We start from the raw sequence: 20,710 nt of genomic DNA, 5'->3' as shown, positions 1-20,710 counted from the left end.
AAAAACCGCACAAGTCAATTAAGACTGTGCGGTAACTATGTGTATTTGACGGGACTGTGTGGGAAACGAACCCATCTGATCTGTCACGCAGGCGTCATGGAGCCTCTTATGCTGGACGGGGCTGAGCACTAAGGAAAGATCCCAAAAGTATTCTTCACAGGAACCCATAGTTTAAACATTGTTCAAATGCGCTTGGGCTTTTCTATGGTTTAAGAGGAGTATAGTCTACCCCTTTTGTATAGCGGTTGGATGCATTCCATAGTAGGAATTCGTCGATTCCATTATCATTCAAGGCGCGGATTTGGGCTTCCACTTCGGCTTTCCCGTAGTTTTTATAGTTCCCTTGTCCAAGATAGCTTGCGGTGAAATCCTGGATCCAAGGCCTTGAGACCGGGCGGTTTTCCAATGCATCCAGTACCTTATTTTCATGCTTAGCGTACTCATTGATGATTTCGTACGGCTGCAGGTCAGGCTTTTCAATGCCGAAATAGCTTGTCCAGTGGCTCGGGTAAATCATGCTGGAGATGGCATCCACATTGGCAGAGATTTTGGAAAAGTTCTGCCCGATTCCCGGAGCTTCCGGAAGAGTCGCCGCGTAACCGAAAATATCAACCGAGACATCTACATTGTAAGGCTCAAGTTCTTTCTTCGCATAGGCGACAAAATCGGTTACCGCATCGACTCTTTTTTGGACATTATCTTTTTCCACCTGACTGTAATCTCCCTGGGAATACTCAAGCGAGCTATCCCTTGTTTCAAAACCTTCCGGGAAACGGACATAATCGAACTGGATGTCTTTGAAGCCCATTTCGGCTGCTTCTTTGGCAATTCCCACGTTATATTCCCATACTTCCTTCATAAACGGATTAACAAAACTTTCGCCCCGTCCGTTTTTCCACACTTCACCATTTTCCGTAAAACTAAGGTCGGGCCTCTGTGTTGCCAGGTGGTTGTCCTTAAAGACGACTACACGGGCAATTGGATAAATCTCTTTTTCTTCCAAGGTTTTTAATAGTTTGCCAGGATCTTTTATGTACGGGCCGCCAATCTCTTTAAATGGGGAGCCTTTTTCGGGCTGATATTGCAGTTTACCAAAATCATCCTTGATATCGATGACCATGCTGTTCAATTCCGTCGTTTCCACGAACTTCAGAAGTTCATCGAATCTCGAAACGCTCACAGTTGGTCCGGTCACATAGATTCCTTTTACACCGTCTTTCGGGTATTCAAAAGAATATGGGGAATTAAAACCTTCAGGCTCGCGCTTTTCGGTTGATTCACCTTCAGGCACTTTCTTTTCAGCCAATTTACTTTCTGATTTTTTGGGCATGTTTGCCTCAGTCGGCGGTGGCTGGCCAGTACTTTTTTCCTGATTGCTGCATCCTATTAATAGGAAAGAAACCAATAAGATGATAAGAGTTTTGTAGTTCATTGCGATGATGTCTCCTCTAGTAAGTCTTTTATCTATATTAAAGACGAAACTCGGTAATTTTTCGAATTTCGTTTAAAAATTGCAGAAGTTTGAGTTTCCCCCTTTTCCAGTGGGTATGCAGATAGTAGAATCAGCATAATGGAGGAATCAGCATGAAATCATTTATTCCCGTTTTATTTGCCGCTGCCATGCTTGCCGCATGCGGCGGAACAAAGCAAAGCAATGAATCCCAAGTCACAGAAACTATACCCGCAGAGGAAGCGACGGAAACGGAAAAAGTAGAAAAACCTCAGGACAAAGAAGAGGATATTGAAAAGCACACAGAGAAAACTGTCGAAGAAACCCAGCCAGTCTATAAGCTGAATGAGGCCAATTGGGTGATCGAACGGCTTGATGGGTCAGAGGAAAAAAATGTCCTGCTCACAATCGACGATGCCCCAGACAAGCATTCGCTTGAAATGGCTGAGATTCTCAACAGGCTTGGCGTTAAAGCGATTTTTTTCGTGAATGGGCATTTTCTTGATACGCCCGAAGAAGAGGAAAGATTAAAAAAGATCCATGATATGGGCTTTGCCATTGGCAACCATACCTATTCGCATCCAACCTTGACGCAAATTTCCGAAGAGGAACAGAAGAAGGAAATCGTTAGCCTGAATAACCGGGTAAAAGAAATCACCGGTGTTTCTCCCGCATTTTTCAGGGCTCCTTTCGGCATGAATACGGAATATTCCAAAGAGATTGCCGCTCAGGAAGGCATGCTGCTGATGAACTGGACGTATGGCTATGACTGGGAGAAGCAATACCAGAATTCCGAATCTTTGGCTGAAATCATGGTCACTAGCCCCTACCTCACCAACGGGGCAAACCTTTTGATGCATGACCGCGAGTGGACAAAGGACGCACTTGAGGATATCGTCAAAGGGCTGCAGTCCAAAGGATATTCCGTTGCCGATCCCGATTTGATTGAGGTCCCTAAAAGAGAAAATGGATAGAATAGCAGGTTAGGATTATATATAGCCACCAAGATTAAATGAAACCCCCTCCGCCATATTGGAGGAAGGTTCGGGAAATAATGTTTGATGAGGTTATCCTATTTCTTGTGTTCCGTGATAACAATATTTCTTTTTGCCATTTCTTCGATATATTCTTTTCCGGGAACGATCTGCTCCGGTGGGTGGACCCCTTTCTTTGCTATCGTTCCATTGCCAATCATTTGAGCTACGACGGAAATGGTGTTTGCAGTCGCGCGTGCCATCGCTGTTACATTATTTGTACGGTCTTTAAACGTCGTCATTTCATATTCGAACGTCGTTTTCAGACCATTTTTCTCTCCTGAGACGATTACGCGAAGCAATACCACATCATCTTTGTCCTTTAAGTCCACAATCGGGGCAAGAACCTTTAACAAGACGTCTCTGGGCTTCACTTGCTGCCCTTTAATATCGACTTCGTAATCTTTACGGGTAAGGTTAAGATCAACAAGCAATTTGAATTTTTCGGCATGGCCTTGGAAGCGGATCGTTTTATACTCCAATTCATGTAAATATGGGTATGAATAAGATAATGTGGAGGTTCCACCCGAAGTATGAAATGCTTCCAGGGGACCAAATTTTTCAAAGTAAATTTTTTCTACCTCTGAAAGCGATGGTACCTCTAACTTTACTCCATTGCGAATGATTAATGAAGGATCGGTATAATGATCGAGTAATCCTTCCATTGAAAAAACATGATTATACTCAAGCGGGGGTTCAGGCCTTGCAGGAATCCCGCCAACATACATCTTAATGGACTTCACATAATCGAGCTTGCTTGCGCCGTAGCCAGCCAAAATATTAATCATACCTGGGGCAACACCCAGATCAGGGATAATCGTCGATTGTGCTGCCATCGCCTTTTCATTAAGCTCCAACACGCGATCCGTAATATTACCGATATGTCCGCCAAGGTCAACAGAACATACCCCTGTTGCAATAGCCGCTTTCGCAACCGTCTCGTTAAAGGTATAAAATAGCGCATTAACAACGACATCATATTGGCTAATAAAATTTGCCAGCTCATTGTAGTTCCCGGCATCTACGGAAAACGCTCTTAATTTTGATGATTGAAGTTGATTGCATACATTTTGTGCACGCTCTAAATCAATATCTGCCAATCCCACTGCATCCACTCCAACACTTTGCACTAAATCACGGGCTGCTTCTTTCCCCATTAATCCAGACCCTAATACAGCTACTTTCATTTTCACACCTTCCTTTCAATAAAACCCGTATCGAATCACCCATGCGAATACCTATATACTTAGTTTAATAGTTACTTTATTTATAAATTCATAAAATTGATAAAAAGATATGTGCTTTTTTAACCGGAAATAAATATAAATAATATCCTGTTTCTATATTTTTTGGTTATTCACCACAAAAAGTGGTTTTAACAAACTGTTGATTTCCGCTACAGGCACACGCTTTCCGCGGGGCGTCAGTGGAGCCTCCTCGGCGCTGGCGCCTGTGGGGTCACCACCTTGCCACTGCATCCCGCAGGAGTCGGTGCCCTCCGCTCCAATCAACTCACAAAAAAGAAGCAGTCCAATTGCAAATGGACTGCTAATTAATGCACTCATATACTTATTGTACTTGAAGTGAACGTATTCCTTTTTTAAAAAAAGATTACTTCATTTATTGACCGAAAATATCCTTCAATCTGTCGAAGAAGCCATTCCCCTCATTTCTTGCCGTATTATAGGAGAGGCCGAAATTATAAATATACGCATCTCCGCTCTTCGCACGGTAAACATAGGACGGATCTTCCCTGAATCCTGGGATATCCCCCACTTCATTGTCGACTGCCTGCTGGTTGGCGGGCATCGTAAAAGGAAGTTTCCCAACAGGATTAAATTTGCCGCGGATCACATCAATTAATGCTTCTGGCTTCGTTCCAAAAGTACCAATAAACGATGCAGCATTCGGCTCAACATTATTGAGCAGCCATGGGCTCCTCAAGTTGATAGCGGTAATCGTTGGAACCCTTTTTTGTATTTGATTGATTCTGTCAATTTGGCTGACTTCAGTTTCAGGCCCGATTAACAGTTGAGGGAAGCGTTTTAATAAGTCTTGCTTCGGCATAATCCAGATAAGAGCATGCGTTGCGTTCTCCAGATTGTCTGTTAACATAATATTCTTATCGTAGTTTCGGATTGTTTCTCTAAGCCTTTGGGTGGCTGCTCCATTCGTTCCACCAGGGAACATCTCCACATAAAGCCTTACTCCTTGGACTTTTTCATCCGTTAATGGCAATAAATTATTGTCATTCCTCATTAAGACCACGGACTTGCGATGCGCCAAATCAGCACGTTCTTGTGATGCGGGGTCATTCGCAACGGTAAGGGCATTCTTCGGATCCACATAAGGATTTTCAAAAAGGCCCAGTTTCATCATCTCCGTCAGCAAATAGGTTGCAGACCGGTTTACTCTATCTACACTTACCAATCCTCGGTTAACGGCCGAAATAATTGGTGTTGGATTTGCAACACCAGAGAAAATATTCGTTCCTGCGTTCAATGCTTTCGCAAATCGTTGTTCGACTGGCAGATTTAGAGCTCCCCACGCTTTGTCAACGACAGCACTTGTATCAGAGTTGACATAGCCGAGGAATCCCAGCTTGCCGCGGAGGTAGTCGGTAATAAAGCTTCTGTTCATTGCAAAGCCAACCTCTTCAAACTGCTGTTCTGCACTGAACCGTGGCAAGCCCTGCTCCGCACTTTTATTACTTGGATATGCATAATAAGGCATGATTGACGTCGTGTCGGCTTCAATCGCTGCCCGAAAAGGTGGAATATGGTACCTCACTAGACTGCCTTTTGTCGGATAGATATTGTATTGGCCTTCTTCAAAATGAGGATCTTTCCCCTCTTCACGCGCGCCTCCGCCTGGGAAATGTCTCACAGTGGTGGATACACTGTTTTCATTAAGGATATCACCCTGATACCCTTTAACAATTCTAAAAATGATATCTGAAATAATTCTTGGATCTTCACCAAAGGTTTCATCAATCCTTGGCCATTCTGGATCGGTCGACACATCTGCTGAGTATCCATATAGTTTACGTATACCTGAAGCCCTGAACTCTCTTCCGGAAATTCGCGCAAATTCCGAAATAAGATTCAAATCGTGTGTAGCTGCTAGACCCAAAGAATCTGGCCAGTAAGAAAACTGTCCTGGAGCCTCCAAATTGGGGGCATTCGCCACATGATTCCGAGGATTTGAAATGATCACGGCCGGAATTCCTAATCTTGTTGCCTCCGCCGCTTCCTGAATCTGATTATTGTAACCTGCAATCACATCCGCGCTCGGGAATTCACGGAAAATGAAATAACGGGTAGTCTGGTTAATCATCTTATTCGGGAGGACCAGCTTCCCTTCCTGGAACTTAGGAAACTCAGGAATAAGCAGCAGTCCCGATTTCTCCTCCAAAGTCATTTTCGAAATCAAGTCCCGCACCCGTTCCTCATCGGAAAGCTGCCAGTTTTCATAAGGGTCTAGCTGTCCATTCCCGTTTAAATCCTTAAAAGTCTTCCCATTAACCGTTAATTTCTGTTTAGCTCTAGCATCAATTACAGGTGGCGCCGTTTGTTGTCTTTTTTCCGCACTCACCTGCGGGACCAAATACGAAATCGTTAATAAAACTACTAAAGAAGAAGAAATTATTTTATTCAGTCTTAAATCCATTAAAAACACTTCCTTTCTTGAGAAATAATATCCACCTTTTTTACTGTCCCTTTTCAGCAGAGAATTCATCCCACAAAAATTAAAAAATGTAAGTTCAATGGATCTTTATCTTCCACCCGTTCAAATAAAAAAAAAGCAAGGAAAATTCCCCTTGCTTCAACAAAGATTTTTTAAATTTGCTGCCAACCTTTTTTGCATTTACCCCTTGGCTATAATACCCGTATAGCCAGTCAATCATATCAAAGTCCTTTGCTTCCTTTTTCTCCGACAGCTTGTTGCGGAGTAGGATGGAAACCAGGTCGGTGGCGTATCAATTTTAAAAGGCCAAATCGCAAATGATTTGGCCTTTTTGTTCGTTATTTACCGCCTTCTGCTTCGCTTCCGGAAAAACGCTGGAATTTCAAGAGAGTCGTCTTGCTGCTGGCTACCCTGTTCGTAACTCGCGGGCTCTTCGTAGGCCGGCGGCTGGCTGTGATTGCCTGTTTGGCTGTAGTTTTCGGATTGGCTGTAGCTGCCGGACTGGTTGTAATTTTGGGCTTGGCCATAATACCCCGATTCTTCATGGGCAACAGGCTCTCGGTGCCTCGACTGAGCCTGGTATTGCTCACCGGAATAGGCAATAATGTTTCCAGTACGGCGCGTTGTGTTCGACGGTGGAGCTTCCTCCTCATCATGATTGAAGCCGGTCGCAATCACGGTCACCATGATTTCTTTTGTTAGGTTTTCATTGATGACCGATCCAAAAATCATGTTTAGCTCGTCATCTGTTGCGGCTGCCACAATATCGGCCGCTTCCTGGACTTCGAACAAACTGAGGTTCGTGCCGCCTGTAATGTTCATCAGCACTCCTTTCGCGCCATCGATGCTTGTTTCGAGCAGCGGCGAGGAGATGGCCTTTTTGGCAGCTTCGGCAGCACGGTTCTCGCCTGAAGCCACACCGATGCCCATAAGCGCCGTTCCTTTGTTGGACATGATTGTTTTCACGTCAGCAAAATCCAGGTTAATCATGCCTGGCACTGCGATCAAGTCGGAAATGCCCTGGACACCCTGCCTGAGGACATTGTCCGCCTCACGGAAGGCTTCAATCATTGGCGTTCTCTTGTCGACGATATCCAGCAATCGCTGGTTTGGAATGATGATTAAGGTATTAACAGCTTTTTTCATTTCTTCAATTCCGGCTGCCGCATTTTGTGCCCGCTTGCGGCCTTCAAAAGTGAACGGTCGAGTTACCACTCCAATTGTAAGTGCCCCAAGTTCGCGTGCGATTTTGGCAATCTCCGGCGCGGCTCCGGTTCCGGTTCCGCCGCCCATTCCTGCCGTTACAAACACCATGTCCGCACCTTGCAGGGCATCCCTGATCTGCTGCCTGCTTTCCTCGACAGCCTTTCTGCCGATTTCAGGATTCGCACCCGCCCCCAGGCCCCTGGTCAGCGAACCGCCGATTTGCATCGTGACCTCCGCTTTTGACATCTTGAGCGCCTGCGCATCTGTATTCACGGCAATGAACTCCACTCCCTGGACGCCGTCCTCAATCATCCGGTTCACGGCATTATTTCCGCCGCCGCCAACCCCAATTACCTTTATAGTGGCAAATTGATCGATATAAGTATCAAATTCTAACATATATAGTCCCCCCAATTAGCTTCAGATATTGCCCCCTATTTTTCTCTATACCTATAAAATTCGACACCGGCTTGGGAATTCTGTCCTATCCTGCGATTTGTTAAAAGACTGTAATTTTACAGGAATAAAGTGCCATTCTTCTTAGGGGTGATGCATTGGCGACTTGGCAGGAGTTTACAGATAACAGGAATCTGACGAGTTAACAATGGAAGCATGTACAATACCCGGAACGGTGACCTCATGTCTTTTGGGTAGGCTTTAGCGAAAACAGAAAAAAGCTCCCCTTTTCTGGAGCGTCTTATCCTGGTCGAAGCTGAGCGATAAGGAAAGCTCCCAAGAATAAGCTAAGAATAACAGGAACCGAAATCACCATTCCGACATTTCGTGCCAAGTTATGCGGAGTTACCCATTAAGGATTTTCCAATTCTATTTAACCAAAATTTAAGTTTCACTTTTTGCAAGGCCAAATTATTTTTAAAACTAGAGTTATAGCTCTCTTTGCCTAATCATACTAGTTTCACACTCATAAGATATAGAACAACCCTGTTTGCTTTGGAGGTGATTGTCTTGTCAAAAGGTAAACGAGCCCTACAATATACTGCCTTGGGAGATTCATTGACTGTAGGTATTGGTACTGCCCTTTTTCCGTGTTCTTCTTTTGTTTGGCGGTATAAAGCATTGTCGGAACACGCACTGAACCGCCAAATCGATGTCAATATTTTTGCAAAAACTGGAGCCACTTCAAGAGAAATATTGCAATTCTTCTCATGGCCCAAAGTAGCGGTTAATGTTGCCAGTGCCGATATCATTACAATTACTGTAGGTGGCAATGATTTGATAGATGCGGCTGAAGTCTTTTTAGCTACATTTGACACTCAGGTCTTAAAAAAGGCACTTGACGAAAGCACTGCCAACATTGGCAAAATACTTGAGGAAATACACACATTAAAATCTGGAGTAGACAATTCTTATATCATTAGACTTGTGAATCTCTACAATCCCTTTCCAAAGATTCCGGAAGCGGACAGATGGATCCAGGATTTCAACGCCCATCTTGAAACGATTTCGAAGAAGCCTCATATAGGGGTTGTAGATGTCTATCATGCTTTTTCTGGCCGGCAAAACGAACTGCTTTCGCTTGATAGGGCCCACCCTAACCCAAATGGTTATCGTGTGATGGCTGAAGTTGCTTATCAATTAGGTTATGACCATTTATAAAAGCTTGTTCAATTATTATTTATAGTTCCGTTTTTCAATGTAAATGTATATCCCCTTTCCCTTTCCTTAGTTTAGATATAAGAAAACCTCCTTTGATGTTGGGGTTTAACCCGACATCAAAGGAGGTTACACGGTCTGTTTTACGTACACCACATGGTCTATGGGGAAAAAGAAACAGTATGTATAAATTTCCAAATAATCAAAAAGCGAGTCGTCTTGCTGATCTTATTTTTCGCTCAAAAAGGTACGCTCCGTTTTCCAATGCCATAGTACCGCATTACGTGCGGAGTCAATCATTTTGTAATCTTTGCCCTGCTTTCAATCTTATCGACGATTCTTTGGAATAGTTCGATTTGCCATTTTCCGGGCGGGCCTGCGTTCCGTGACAAACAGGTACTCACAATCGTCCTTCCGGCTTTTTAAGTATCTTCTAAGGTGATGCATGGCTTTAAAAGAAAGATAAACGATATGTTACGTTCCCTTTCAACAAAAATAGAGCCACTAAAGACCCTTCTAAAAAATATATTTCACTAAACCTGTTAATGATTTACAATATTTATAGATTGGAGGTGAAAAATATGTCTAATGGCTTTAAATTGTTTTCGATAATCCCAGATTCAACTAAGGAAGAAGCTCTTAACCCAGCAACCAATTTGATTGGACAAGCATTTAGAGGCATTGCACATAAAGTCTTGGATCCGTTGGTGAAATACAACATTGTAAAAGATAAAGAAATGGAAGACTTTATAACAAAAATTAGGACCAAAACAGATATTGTACCAGTTGAAAACAGAGACTCATCTAAGCTTGGTTTGACCTTAAAGGCTGTGGAAGATGGCTCTTACCAATTGAATTCTGAAATATTAAGGGATATGTTTTCAAATTTAATTTCAGCTACTGTAGATAATAGAAAAAATGATGTAATTAAGCCCTCCTTTTCTTCAATCCTGAAAGACTTATCACCAATTGAAGCATCTTTATTTGAGACAATTTCTAAAGTAAACCGCTTACCATTGGTAACTATCAGGATAGAAAATGATATAACCAAAGAAGGCTTAGATTATTTAAAGAATATATTGTTACTAAATAACAAACCTATCCATGATCTGGCTTCTCTTAATTCTTTACAAAGATTGGGGTTAATAGAAGTTTCTCAACATACATATTTGATTGCGCCACAATACGCAGTTCAATATGATAATTTTCTACAGTCCACTGAATATAAAGAGGCCGAAAGTAAATTGCCGATTAAGGATGGAGACCTTTATTTCGATTCAGTCAGGTTAAATAAGGGAAAAATTGAACTTACTGCTTTAGGAGAGGAATTCGGCAATATCGTTATCTCTTAGCATTTTGTTCAGAATAATTTTTTATTCTTTTTTCAATTTTTCCAATCTCTTTTACTGCTATTTCAGTTATTTTTCTTAAGATGACTAAATTAATGATAACTGAAATGATAACTGAAATAGCAGCCATCATATAAAGTTCAAGTTATACAACTTCTTTATTGAGTACTGTTTAATCGTCGCAATTTCATCCGATTGTGCGTTTTAAAACCTTAATTTATTTTAAAAACCTCTCATTAGTGGTAAAGGGAAGTGGGCTGCGAATTTATACGCTATCGTTGATTCTACAGGAAAGGTTATAACCGCTTTTCCAAATACCAAAGCTGCCGGGATAACATTTACGAATATCGAATTTACCATTCCAGTAAACAGGGTTTCCTGTGTAGTTACCGGCAAGATAGAATCCTCTGCAAAACCAACACTGGCGATTACTTCATAGAAGAACTTTCTTTTTGTCGTTGTTAGACCGTTCTGACCGCGGGCAGCCAGGATCTGAGCATCATGAACTTCATTGCGGTATTCTCCACTGTCATAAAACTTCCTCTTCTGTTCTCTGGTTTTATATTCAGGCTTACTATCACCTTGTTAATGTGCAAAATAAATTACGTATAACCAACCGAACACTCCATGTATAATCGCCCACAGAATTGATTGGTGAAAACTCCACGAGATGCAGATAGCTAAAGCACAACCGAATGATATACCACTTGACACTGTATTAGATTCATTCATTCCTACTCATTAGCCCCAATTCTTTTTCTCCTCTTTCGTTGACAATTACGCACTACACACTGATGAAACGGACAGAATACCGGCTTACCATCCTGCCTATGTACGAATATACATTTGATACACTTCTTCATGCCCGCTCACCTATATCCAAATAAAAAAGCACCCCAAAGGATGCTTTTCTTATATTAGCTATTTTTTTCTTGGTTCAATACGCAAAACATCTAACTTTGCTCGAATAAATCTCGAGTCTAGTTTCTTAATTGAAGATGCAGATAGAGTCTTGTTTGAAAGTTCCTTTCGAATATCATCTATTAATTTCCTAGTACCACTGATATGTTTTAACGATACTTCAGTTATCTTTTCCTCAACCATACTTGGAGTTCTTAATTCATCAACAAGCTTTTCCTCTAACGAAGAAAAATCAACCTGTTCACCATTGTTTAATTTAGAGCTTATTAAGTTTAATTCAAATTGGATTAGGTCTAAATATCTGACCATCTGTTGTTTGTCGTTACTAAGCTCTCTCCTCCATTGATGTTCCTTCTCTCTCTTGGTGAAATTAGCAGTTACTATAGTACTTGATACATAACCAGAAATAAGTCCTGTACCAAGACCAATTAGAATATTTTCAATTAATGGATTCATATTTTTTCCCTCCTTCATGTTCAAATTCAACAAAATGGTAAGGATTTCCTTCCTTGCAATTAAACCATCTTTATTTCGGCGGATGGCAACAGCTGCAATTCAAACCTTAACCGCAGCAGTCACGGGTGAAAGGAGAAATTGCAGTCTGACGATGGCTAAGTCAGCCTCAACCAGGAATGGAGCAATTGGTATAGTTGTCTATACTATATAGTGGCAAATGTATAGGCAAATAAAAGACTCCAGATTAAAGTCTGGAGCCAGTCTGTTTTTCATAACAATGATTTAAAATATTATAAAAAATGTTGTATTTTTCCTTTGTTGCGGGAAATGGGCAGTACATTTTTTCTCAAAGAATAATCATGAACTGATCATTTGTAGTTACTAAAACCATTGAACTGATTAGGTGAGTTTGAACCATGTCTGCCCTCCTTGTATATTCTTATACCACACAAAACAAGCTTTCATTTATATGCTTAACAAGTTTATGATCTGCTCTTCTTATACTATTTTGGACTGCACCCTTGCTAATTTCATAACAATTTGCGTATAAGGTATACAATTACCCCTAGACATTAGGTATATTTTCTCTTTCCCGTTCAGTAAGGCCAGATAAAGCATTCTCAATTTTTAACTTACTAAGAAGGCGAAATAGCTCCTTCTTAGCCTTCTAATCATCTAGATCCATATAAGGTGGTTTAGGATCAGTCCAACTGGTGCATGATTAATCCATTGATCCGCTCCTGTTTAAACTGTAAACGTGTTTTTAATTGATCAATCTCATTTGTCTGTTGTTTAATTATTCCTTCAAGATCTGCAAGCTCACACAAAGGACATTCACATCCCCCAAGTTCATCATCACATTCATGCTGTGAATCAAAAGAAAATCCACACTCCGGACAGCTGAATACATTTATTTTCATCTCAGCCGTGATATAAAACTCTGCTTCTTCAAATACATGCCGTTTTGACATTTCATCACTCTCTTTTCATGTCACAGAACTATTATTTTGTTTCCTAAATTTTCTTTCACAAATTTAGGAGTTTATGTCATAATTTCATTAAACTCAATAGATTACCAAAATTGTGAAGAGGTGCTAAGCGTATGAACAATACTTTTTTTTCTGGAACTTCGGAGATTGTTTCTTCAGGTCTCCTTATTCAATTTAATAAAAATCCTATTGAAATTAACGTGGATTTAAAAGGGATTCCCTTTAAATTCATATTTGATTTTATCGACGCGCCTAATATCTCTGAACCAAAAATAACTGCCAGTTCACCAAATAGTAGCACTCTGATATTAAATTTATATAATTTCAATAATCCTTTAGGGCAAGGAAGTAAATCTCCCCTAAATATCGGGAGTATAAATAATAGTTTCATATATTTAAATTTTCGGGTTTCCACCTTTAATGAAGGTGATAAAACACTTCATTATTCCATTTATCTTAGCCAAGAGGAGTTAAAGTTATGACGATATCGCCTCCTAATCAAAGAGGATCCGGAATAAATTTAAATCAGACGCTAATAGACAGTTCAAATATCCATGCCGCTTTAGGACAGGAAATACTAATTACAACGGAAGATAAGTTGGAAATCTGCTTAAGGGATCATGAAAAAATTCTTAAAGATAAGAATGATTGGGTTACTCCAGGAAGTCTCTTATTAAGCTTAATAACAAGTCTTTTAACTGCAGATTTTAAAAACTTTATTGGGGTAAAACCTGAAATTTGGAGTGCTTTATTCATCATCGGTAGCTTTTATTGTTTTATTTGGTTATTAAAATCTGCATTCTTTGCAATTAAATTTAGAAAATCAGGAGATATAAAAAATATTATTCAAAAGATTAAAAGTATGTCTCAAAACTTGAGCGATAAACCTTAAACCGACAAATACTGTTGGTTTAAGGTTGAAGAATATGTTTTACTTATTAAGTCGTCATCCCTCATAACAGCCGCCCTGAGAGACGAGGATACCGGCTTCATCAAACAGGTTCTCCTCGTTGTGGGAAAACAAGTCCCTATGTGCTTTCCTGTGGCTGTTCATGCTGTTTTCAAACTGGAAAACCTCGGAATCTTCAATTAAGTTTTCCCTTTCGTCACGCTGTGCTTCATCATTTAATTCCGTGTACTTTAGAATGTTCTTCCCTCCTAATCCCCGAAGGCCGTTTTATAACGGTTATGCATAACACAATACTAGGGCAAATTCTCCCGGACCAAGGATTTTGCAAATGGTGGAGGAACCGCGTTACCGCACCTGGCGACTTGCTGGGTTTTCGGATAAACCTTACCTGTATAGTCCCGATTGATAATGTAATTGGCCGGAAATCCCTGTGCAGCGAATAATTCATGTGGCTCCAGCATCCTAAGTAGAATGTCGGTTTTCTGATAATCCACTCCCTTGATGGTTACAAGTCCAAATCTGGCCTTGCGGTATTGGTATCAAGTGGCTCGTCAACGGGCTTGCCTGTCCCTTGTTCGTAGTATTTAATCAAGAATGATGTGTCAGCCTTTGGCCGGTCGTCGAAAACAATTTCCTATAGAACTTTTAAAAAAACAATCGGATTGTTTAGGATTCTGAAAAATAAGAAAAAGCCTCAACCACTTGATATGACAGGGTTTGAGGCTTAATTTTTATTGTATAGGATACTATGGCGGGACTGTGTGGGAATCGAACCCACCTGACCTGGCACGCAGGTCACAAGCGGTTTTGAAGACCGTGGAGGACACCAGTACCCCATTCAGCCCCGTATTGAAGACAGTACTCATTATATCAAGTATTCCCTATTGCCGCTATAGTTTTGCTACAAATGTCTAAGTCTTGTCATATTTTGCTGATTGACCCTATAATAGAGGGAGACAAATACGTTCTGTAGGTGAGGGGTATGCAAAACATTTGGGCCCAGTGGTTTATATTTTTCTGGGGATTTACGTTGATCGGGTTGTTTGCGATTGGCGGGTATTTTATGTTCCGTAAGTTTTTGAAAAAGTTGCCCAAGGAAGATGGCAAGTCCATCATGGATTGGGAAGAATACTATGTGAACGAGTCGCGCCATTTATGGCCCGAGGAGCAAAAGCATTTTCTTGAGGATTTGGTTTCGCCTGTTCCGGAGCTGTTCCGCGATGTTGCCAGACACAAAATTGCTGGCAAGATTGGTGAGTTGGCGCTGAACGAAAAGGTGAAACGGATTGACCAGGACCTGGTGATTAGGGGCTATATCCTGGCAACGCCGAAGCGTGACCATAAGTTCCTACGAAAGCATCTCAAGGAAAAGCAGATTGATATGACGCCGTTTGAGCATTATTTTTAGAAAGCCGCCAGCCATTGGCGGCTTTTTCTAATCCCCCAAAATAAAAAAACAGCCGGCTCACCTTAAGCCGGCTGTTTGCTATTCATCAGTTTTGTTTGCAGCTTCTTAAAGTCCCTGTACATGGCAATCCGCCACGGGACAATCATTGAGAATGCCAGTAGGAAGAACATGCCTGACACTTCCCCGAAATCGATTGTCGTGCTTAGAACGGCCTTCATAACAATCCTAACAACAAAAAGGCCAATGAGGATAAAGAAAAACGCTTTGGAACGCTTTAAATAGATTTCGTTCCCTTTGATTTCAAACGCAGAGGTTTTGATCAAAAGTATCGAAAACAGCATTCCAATGATGACCGCTTCGGTGATTTCCAATGGAGTCACCCGGAATTGCGGTACGATATACATTAGCGCCCCGCTGCTCATGAATACCGGGGGCAGGATAATTTTCTTGATGGAAGCGGGCTTTTTGGCAGCCTTCATCCGGACGAACATCGCAAGCATTGCCATGCCAACCGCGCCGATTGAAGAAGCGAGAACTAGATTCATCTGTCTCATCCCATTCTAGTAAGATTAACATTGTAATTATACTACAAAAATCAAGGGATTTCATGTGCACTGACTTAGGCTAATGCCGTTAATAAAGGACTTTCCTCTATTAAAAATCCCTTAGAACCCTGTAAATCCGCCAAACATATTAGTAAGCACGATAATGATTTGTGTCAACCAGTCAAAGAACAGCATAATTCCCATTACGATCATGACGTAACCGCCAATTTTCATGATTTTGATAGAATTGCGCTTGATCCAGGACATGCGGCCAACGAAGAAGGATAGTATGAAGAACGGAATCGCAAACCCAAGGACATAGGCAATCATGAGTACCATGCTTGAGTCGGGATTTGTTGCGGCCATACTAAGGACAGCGCCAAGGATAGGCCCGGTACATGGCGTCCAGCCTGCGGCGAAAGCCATCCCAATCAGGATTGTTCCCGCATAGCCTGAAGGCCTGTTTTTAAATTCGAACTTTCTGTCTTTCATTAAAAATTTCGGCTGGAAAACGCCGACAATCATCAATCCGAAAAGAATCATGAAAATAGCGCCGATCCTGCGGATAAGTTCCTGGTTTTGGAACAAAAATTCTCCGATAAAGGACGTTGCGAATCCCATCATGATAAAGATGGACGAAAAACCGATCAAGAAGAAGATTGTATGAATAATACTGCGCCTTTGCATCATCCCGTTTTCGCCTTTAAGCTCGCTTACGGACATCCCTGTAATATAGGATAGGAATGCGGGATATAAAGGCAGGCAGCACGGCGAAATAAAGCTCATAAAGCCAGCTCCGAGCGCGAGGAATACGTTAACATCAGTAGCCATGGATCCAACTCCTACTCTTGTGTGTTCTTCTTTTATTCTAACAAACTCCCCAACTAAAAGGATATGTTTTGGATTGAACGTTTTGTGTCAGCCAGCCAAGTTTGTAATTGTTTGCATAGTAGAAACGTATTGGATATTTTTTTACAAAAATCTTTTGAATTAATTACCATAATGAGGTATACTAGTCGAGAATCATAAATTGTTAGATTTTGTCTGTCATAGACTACATAAATGGAGAAACTCCAGAAAGGAATTACAGCCGTGTTGAAACAGGACTTGCTCTCCCTGATCGAGAAAAAGAGGGCGGAATTAATTCAAGTCGCTACTAACAACGGCTTGACTTCCTCGATTGCGATCCGGCACAGCCAGGAATTGGACCATCTTTTAAACCAATACAACAAAACCTACATCAAGAAAGTTCATGCACACTCATAAGGACAGCCTGGCTAAAAAGCCAGGCTGTTTCATTTTATCACAATAATATTATTACTTCTATTAACCTTGCCTGACCGCATCCTCCATCCGCTCAACCAATCCATTCTGCAGAAGGTACATTTTGTGGTACAAGCCCTTCTGTGCAAGCAATTCCTGGTGGGTGCCGCGTTCAACGATTTCACCCTGGTGCAAGACGAGGATGAGGTCGGCATCCTGGATGGTGGAAAGCCTGTGCGCAATGGCAATCGTTGTCCGCCCTTCCCTCATCTTTTCGAGTGCGGTTTGGATTGCTTCTTCCGTTTCCGTATCGATATTGGCGGTTGCTTCGTCAAGAACGAGTATTTTCGGATCGGTTGCAATCGTCCTTGCAAAAGCGATCAATTGCCGCTGGCCGCTTGAGAAAGCCGACCCGCGTTCGACAACCTTGTGATCATATTTATCATCAAGCTTTTCGATGAACGTATTCGCCTGGACGAACCTCGCCGCCTGGATGATCTTCTCTTCCGGCATTTCTTGGTTGTGGAGCCGTATGTTGTCTTTTACGGTCCCGTAAAACAGGAATGGATCCTGGAGGACGAGTCCCATTTTCCTGCGCAATTCATCCTTTGAATAATCGCGGGTAGACTTCCCGTCGATTAGGATATCTCCCCTCTCATACTCATAAAAACGCATAAGAAGATTGATGATTGAACTTTTGCCGCTGCCTGTATGGCCGACGAGTGCAACCGTTTCCCCTGGGTTAGCCGTGAAAGAAATGTTTTTAAGGACATCCGTTTTCCCGTCATAGGAGAAGCTCAGGTTGCGGATTTCAATTTTCCCATCCTGTATCTCGAGCCCTGGAGTGCTTTCCTGGGCAGGCGCATGCTCGCTTTCATCAAGGAGCTTAAATACCCTCGAACCAGCCACTATCGCCTGCTGGTAAAGGGAAAGCCTCATCATCATTTGGTTGACGGGTTCGAAAAAGCGGTCAAGGTAGCTGATGAACGCATACAGAACTCCGATTTCGACCGACACCTCCATTGAAGCGATGCCGAAATAGCTCAACACAAGGATTAGAGCCATGATGTAAATCAGATCGATGGCAGGCCTTAAAAGAAGTCCGTCAAGCTTGATATTCTTCATTCCGGCCTGAAAATGCTTATCGTTAATATCGCCAAATTCCTTACGAAGCCTTTTTTCCTGCCTGAACACCTGGATGATTTGCATACCCCCGAGCGATTCGGCGAGTTTAGCGTTCAACTGGCTCAGCCGCTCGCGCATATCCATATAAAAGCGGGCGCTGAATTTCCGGTACATGCTCATTACAGCCAGGATGACTGGCAGCAGGACTGTACAAAACAATGCGAGCTTCACATTCAGGAAGAACATTGCCACGTATATCCCGAAAAGGAAAACTCCACTCTGAATAAACGTTGCCAGGACTGTTACAAACATATCCTTAATCGCTTCGGTATCATTTGTCACCCTGGAAACAATGCTTCCTGCAGGCGTTTTGTCGAAGTACCTCATCCCGAGGGACTGGACCTTTGAAAACACTTCAATCCTAAGCTGCTGAATGATTTTTAAGGCGATTTCCTGGAACTTCACTAGCTGGAAGAAAAGCAGGAACACTTTAACCACCTGGATGCCCATATAAATTGATCCTAGGACAATCATCGGCTTGAATTGGATATTTCCTGGAGTCAGGTAGTCATCGATGAATATTTTTACTAGATACGGGCCCGCGATGTCCCCAAGCGTTGTCAGCAGGAGGAGAGTGAAGGCCACGATGATCAACTTTTTATGCGGTTTTGTATAGGCCAGGAGCCGGAACAGAACTTTCCGTTGCTCCTTCTCTGTCAGATTTGTTTCCACCTTAATGCCCCCCATGCTCAACAAGCTCTTCAAGCTGCTGGCGCAAGTACATTTCTCTGTACCAACCGCCTCGGTCCATCAGTTCTTCGTGCGTGCCCCGCTCCGAAATCCTGCCTTCCTCGATGACAAGGATGAGACTCGCGTGCTGGATGGCGCTTAGCCTATGCGAAGTGATAATGGTAGTCTTCCCTTCCCGTTCCTGCTTTAGGGCGGAGAGAATCGCCTCTTCCGTTTTCGCATCAACCGCTGAAAGGGAATCGTCTAGAATGAGGACCTCCGGATTCATAAGCAGCGCCCTAGCAATCGAAATCCGCTGCTTTTGCCCGCCTGAGAGTGAAACGCCGCGCTCGCCGACGACTGTCTCATAGCCATCCGTGAATCCAAGTATATCGGAATGAATATTCGCAAGCTTGGCAGCCCCGATAATTTCATTCTCAGTCGCATCTGCCTTGGCAAACGCGATATTTTCACCAACGGTTGCCGAGAACAGGAAATGGTCCTGCGGTACATAGCCGATTGCCTGCCTTAGTTTTTCAAGCTTGTAGTCGGCAATATTGTGGCCGCCAAACTGGATTTCTCCGTTTTCAACATCATACTCCCTGATAAGAAGCTTAAGCAGGGTTGTTTTCCCAGCACCTGTTTTCCCGACGATACCGAGCGTTTCGCCTTTCCTGATTGTAAAATTGATGTTCTTTAGCAATGACGAATTTTCATTTGGAAAAGTAAATTTGTCGATCGCATAATCAATGCTGCCAACTGGCACCTCGTCGATGGCATTTTCTTTTTCCTGAATATCAACTTGCTGGCGCAAAAGGAGAGAAACACGGTCATAAGAAGCCCGTCCGCGCTCAACAATATTGAACAGCCAGCCAAAGGCAAGCATCGGCCAAATCAGGAGGCCCAAATAAGTTGTGAAAGAAATCAGCTGGCCAATCGTCAGGTTATCATTAAGGACTTCCCTCGCACCAAAACCAATTGATAGGAAAAAGGAAATGCCGGCAATGATTGAAATGGTAGGATCATAAAGGGAGTCAATCTTTGCAACCACCATGTTTTTCTGGACGACATCCTCGGACTGATTCCTGAAATCCTCGATATCCTCGTCTTCCTGGCCGAATGTTTTGATTACTTTAATACCCGTAATGCTTTCCTGGGTTTTGTCGTTCAAGGACGAAAAGGCTTCCTGCGCCTTATGGAAGGAACGGTGGAGCATCTTCCCAAACCAGCTCGTCAGCATCGCCATGAACGGCATCGGGATGAGCGCAATCAATGTCAATTTCCAGCTGATTGTAAATGCCATCGCCATGATGACGAATCCACCTGTCGCAAGTGAATCGACTAACGTCAATACTCCAGCGCCGGCCGTCTGCTGGATGGCGGAAAGGTCATTTGTCGCATGCGCCATCAAGTCGCCAACCCTCCTGTTCTGATAAAAAGAAGGTGACATGTTGGTGAAGTGCTCGTAAAGATTGTTCCTTAAATTCCTTGTCAGCTTGACCGCCGATCCGAAAATCATTATCCTCCAGAAATAACGGAGAATATACATCGCAAGCCCCGAACCCAACAGCACGAGCGCCCATTTGATCAACGTAGCGGACGTCATGGAACCTGCCTGGATTTGGTCGGCGACAATCCCGATGACCTTTGGCGGTATCAATTGAAGGAATGCTACAAATAAAAGCAAAATAATTCCGGTTATGTATGCCTTTCGTTCTTGCCAAAAAAACCACTTAAGCTCAGCAAATATTCTCATCTTTCCCCCCACTCTTTCTCTCTTTTTTTCCGAACCAAGCATGGATTAAGGTAACCATACCCATTTTACCCAATCCTCGGAATTACTATTTTATCAAATTTTTAAAAAATAAGGAAGATTGGAAATTATGAACCCTGAGTTCTCAGACTTTGTGAGCTAAAGGAAAAAAATAAAAGAGGAACCCAAGCCCTTTATGCAAAAAAAGAGGATGAGTTCCTTTCTTAAAAAACATCACTAAATACCTATAACATGTACACCGCTCGCAGCA

Annotated in this window: 17 protein-coding genes, 1 tRNA gene and 1 pseudogene; 7 read left to right on the top strand and 12 right to left on the bottom strand. The window is 42.4% G+C overall.

Translation table 11 applies throughout. The annotated features are described in order from the left end of the window. Window positions 1-202: 202 nt before the first annotated feature. Window positions 203-1,432: a putative glycoside hydrolase gene (locus tag AR337_RS01495; protein WP_059170239.1), complete on the bottom strand. Its 1,230-nt coding sequence runs from the start codon at window positions 1,430-1,432 to the stop codon at window positions 203-205. A gap of 152 nt (window positions 1,433-1,584) precedes the next feature. Here AR337_RS01495 and AR337_RS01490 point away from each other — a divergent pair, with 152 nt between their 5' ends. Beyond that, entirely contained in the window at window positions 1,585-2,424 is an 840-nt protein-coding gene (locus tag AR337_RS01490) for a polysaccharide deacetylase family protein (RefSeq protein ID WP_059170238.1), read from the top strand. Window positions 2,425-2,522: 98 nt separating this feature from the next. On the opposite strand, the gene AR337_RS01485 is transcribed toward AR337_RS01490, so the two are convergent. From AR337_RS01485 to ftsZ, 3 genes are all read right to left on the bottom strand, one after another. Next, a complete protein-coding gene (locus AR337_RS01485) occupies window positions 2,523-3,671 on the bottom strand; it encodes a saccharopine dehydrogenase C-terminal domain-containing protein (RefSeq protein WP_059170237.1) in 1,149 nt (382 codons plus the stop codon). Between the two features lie 433 nt (window positions 3,672-4,104). After that, a complete protein-coding gene (locus AR337_RS01475) occupies window positions 4,105-6,153 on the bottom strand; it encodes a glycoside hydrolase family 3 N-terminal domain-containing protein (RefSeq protein ID WP_059170235.1) in 2,049 nt (682 codons plus the stop codon). A 360-nt stretch (window positions 6,154-6,513) separates the two neighbouring features. Continuing rightward, window positions 6,514-7,776: a cell division protein FtsZ gene (ftsZ, locus tag AR337_RS01470; protein ID WP_059170234.1), complete on the bottom strand. Its 1,263-nt coding sequence runs from the start codon at window positions 7,774-7,776 to the stop codon at window positions 6,514-6,516. 567 nt (window positions 7,777-8,343) lie between these two features. Here ftsZ and AR337_RS01465 point away from each other — a divergent pair. Together AR337_RS01465 and AR337_RS01460 are read left to right on the top strand one after the other, a co-directional pair. After that, window positions 8,344-8,994: a GDSL-type esterase/lipase family protein gene (locus tag AR337_RS01465; RefSeq protein ID WP_059170233.1), complete on the top strand. Its 651-nt coding sequence runs from the start codon at window positions 8,344-8,346 to the stop codon at window positions 8,992-8,994. Between the two features lie 578 nt (window positions 8,995-9,572). Further along, window positions 9,573-10,343, top strand: a complete 771-nt coding sequence (locus AR337_RS01460) for a DUF4393 domain-containing protein (RefSeq protein WP_059170232.1) — start codon at window positions 9,573-9,575, stop codon at window positions 10,341-10,343. Window positions 10,344-11,261: 918 nt separating this feature from the next. Here the strand turns inward: AR337_RS01460 and AR337_RS01455 are convergent. After that, complete coding sequence (locus AR337_RS01455) at window positions 11,262-11,717, bottom strand: hypothetical protein (protein ID WP_059170231.1); 456 nt, start codon at window positions 11,715-11,717, stop codon at window positions 11,262-11,264. A 701-nt stretch (window positions 11,718-12,418) separates the two neighbouring features. Continuing rightward, window positions 12,419-12,688, bottom strand: coding sequence for a hypothetical protein (locus tag AR337_RS01450; RefSeq protein WP_059170230.1), 270 nt, complete (start codon window positions 12,686-12,688; stop codon window positions 12,419-12,421). A 131-nt stretch (window positions 12,689-12,819) separates the two neighbouring features. Between AR337_RS01450 and AR337_RS01445 the strand changes: the two genes are divergently transcribed. Then, window positions 12,820-13,188: a DUF6864 domain-containing function gene (locus AR337_RS01445; protein ID WP_059170229.1), complete on the top strand. Its 369-nt coding sequence runs from the start codon at window positions 12,820-12,822 to the stop codon at window positions 13,186-13,188. Continuing rightward, window positions 13,185-13,598, top strand: coding sequence for a hypothetical protein (locus tag AR337_RS01440; RefSeq protein WP_059170228.1), 414 nt, complete (start codon window positions 13,185-13,187; stop codon window positions 13,596-13,598). The genes AR337_RS01445 and AR337_RS01440 overlap by 4 nt, the downstream gene beginning before the upstream one ends. A gap of 311 nt (window positions 13,599-13,909) precedes the next feature. Here the strand turns inward: AR337_RS01440 and AR337_RS22975 are convergent. Together AR337_RS22975 and AR337_RS22970 are read right to left on the bottom strand one after the other, a co-directional pair. Then, window positions 13,910-14,214: pseudogene (locus AR337_RS22975) on the bottom strand (DNA cytosine methyltransferase); the annotation flags it as partial. Between the two features lie 151 nt (window positions 14,215-14,365). After that, a tRNA-Sec gene (locus AR337_RS22970) sits at window positions 14,366-14,462 on the bottom strand. Window positions 14,463-14,598: 136 nt separating this feature from the next. Between AR337_RS22970 and AR337_RS01430 the strand changes: the two genes are divergently transcribed. Next, window positions 14,599-15,024, top strand: coding sequence for a DUF2621 domain-containing protein (locus tag AR337_RS01430; protein WP_059170226.1), 426 nt, complete (start codon window positions 14,599-14,601; stop codon window positions 15,022-15,024). Window positions 15,025-15,086: 62 nt separating this feature from the next. Here the strand turns inward: AR337_RS01430 and AR337_RS01425 are convergent, their stop codons facing one another. Continuing rightward, window positions 15,087-15,569, bottom strand: coding sequence for a CcdC family protein (locus AR337_RS01425; RefSeq protein WP_059170225.1), 483 nt, complete (start codon window positions 15,567-15,569; stop codon window positions 15,087-15,089). 120 nt (window positions 15,570-15,689) lie between these two features. Continuing rightward, window positions 15,690-16,400, bottom strand: coding sequence for a cytochrome c biogenesis CcdA family protein (locus AR337_RS01420; protein ID WP_059170224.1), 711 nt, complete (start codon window positions 16,398-16,400; stop codon window positions 15,690-15,692). A 231-nt stretch (window positions 16,401-16,631) separates the two neighbouring features. On the opposite strand from AR337_RS01420, the gene AR337_RS01415 reads away from it, so the two are divergent. Continuing rightward, window positions 16,632-16,835, top strand: coding sequence for an aspartyl-phosphate phosphatase Spo0E family protein (locus AR337_RS01415; RefSeq protein WP_172797485.1), 204 nt, complete (start codon window positions 16,632-16,634; stop codon window positions 16,833-16,835). 60 nt (window positions 16,836-16,895) lie between these two features. On the opposite strand, the gene AR337_RS01410 is transcribed toward AR337_RS01415, so the two are convergent. Further along, window positions 16,896-18,704, bottom strand: coding sequence for an ABC transporter ATP-binding protein (locus tag AR337_RS01410; RefSeq protein ID WP_059170222.1), 1,809 nt, complete (start codon window positions 18,702-18,704; stop codon window positions 16,896-16,898). Further along, window positions 18,691-20,442, bottom strand: a complete 1,752-nt coding sequence (locus AR337_RS01405; protein WP_059170221.1) for an ABC transporter transmembrane domain-containing protein — start codon at window positions 20,440-20,442, stop codon at window positions 18,691-18,693. The genes AR337_RS01410 and AR337_RS01405 overlap by 14 nt, the downstream gene beginning before the upstream one ends. Between the last annotated feature and the right edge of the window lie 268 nt (window positions 20,443-20,710).

Source organism: Bacillus sp. FJAT-27445 (genome assembly GCF_001510665.1).
GTDB lineage: Bacteria > Bacillota > Bacilli > Bacillales > Cytobacillaceae > Bacillus_D.
The sequence above is the reverse complement of the archived record's forward strand: the minus strand, read 5'-3'. Positions and strand labels throughout refer to the sequence as shown.

Bases quoted from the DNA above. Each gene is read 5' to 3' on its own strand.
- AR337_RS01415 (WP_172797485.1), top strand. From the start codon at position 16,632: ATGGAGAAACTCCAGAAAGGAATTACAGCCGTGTTGAAACAGGACTTG.
- AR337_RS01410 (WP_059170222.1), bottom strand. From the start codon at position 18,704: ATGGGGGGCATTAAGGTGGAAACAAATCTGACAGAGAAGGAGCAACGG.
- AR337_RS01490 (WP_059170238.1), top strand. From the start codon at position 1,585: ATGAAATCATTTATTCCCGTTTTATTTGCCGCTGCCATGCTTGCCGCA.
- AR337_RS01485 (WP_059170237.1), bottom strand. From the start codon at position 3,671: ATGAAAGTAGCTGTATTAGGGTCTGGATTAATGGGGAAAGAAGCAGCC.
- AR337_RS01475 (WP_059170235.1), bottom strand. From the start codon at position 6,153: ATGGATTTAAGACTGAATAAAATAATTTCTTCTTCTTTAGTAGTTTTA.
- AR337_RS01405 (WP_059170221.1), bottom strand. From the start codon at position 20,442: ATGAGAATATTTGCTGAGCTTAAGTGGTTTTTTTGGCAAGAACGAAAG.
- AR337_RS01430 (WP_059170226.1), top strand. From the start codon at position 14,599: ATGCAAAACATTTGGGCCCAGTGGTTTATATTTTTCTGGGGATTTACG.
- ftsZ (WP_059170234.1), bottom strand. From the start codon at position 7,776: ATGTTAGAATTTGATACTTATATCGATCAATTTGCCACTATAAAGGTA.
- AR337_RS01450 (WP_059170230.1), bottom strand. From the start codon at position 12,688: ATGTCAAAACGGCATGTATTTGAAGAAGCAGAGTTTTATATCACGGCT.
- AR337_RS01425 (WP_059170225.1), bottom strand. From the start codon at position 15,569: ATGAATCTAGTTCTCGCTTCTTCAATCGGCGCGGTTGGCATGGCAATG.
- AR337_RS01440 (WP_059170228.1), top strand. From the start codon at position 13,185: ATGACGATATCGCCTCCTAATCAAAGAGGATCCGGAATAAATTTAAAT.
- AR337_RS01460 (WP_059170232.1), top strand. From the start codon at position 9,573: ATGTCTAATGGCTTTAAATTGTTTTCGATAATCCCAGATTCAACTAAG.
- AR337_RS01495 (WP_059170239.1), bottom strand. From the start codon at position 1,432: ATGAACTACAAAACTCTTATCATCTTATTGGTTTCTTTCCTATTAATA.
- AR337_RS01420 (WP_059170224.1), bottom strand. From the start codon at position 16,400: ATGGCTACTGATGTTAACGTATTCCTCGCGCTCGGAGCTGGCTTTATG.
- AR337_RS01445 (WP_059170229.1), top strand. From the start codon at position 12,820: ATGAACAATACTTTTTTTTCTGGAACTTCGGAGATTGTTTCTTCAGGT.
- AR337_RS01455 (WP_059170231.1), bottom strand. From the start codon at position 11,717: ATGAATCCATTAATTGAAAATATTCTAATTGGTCTTGGTACAGGACTT.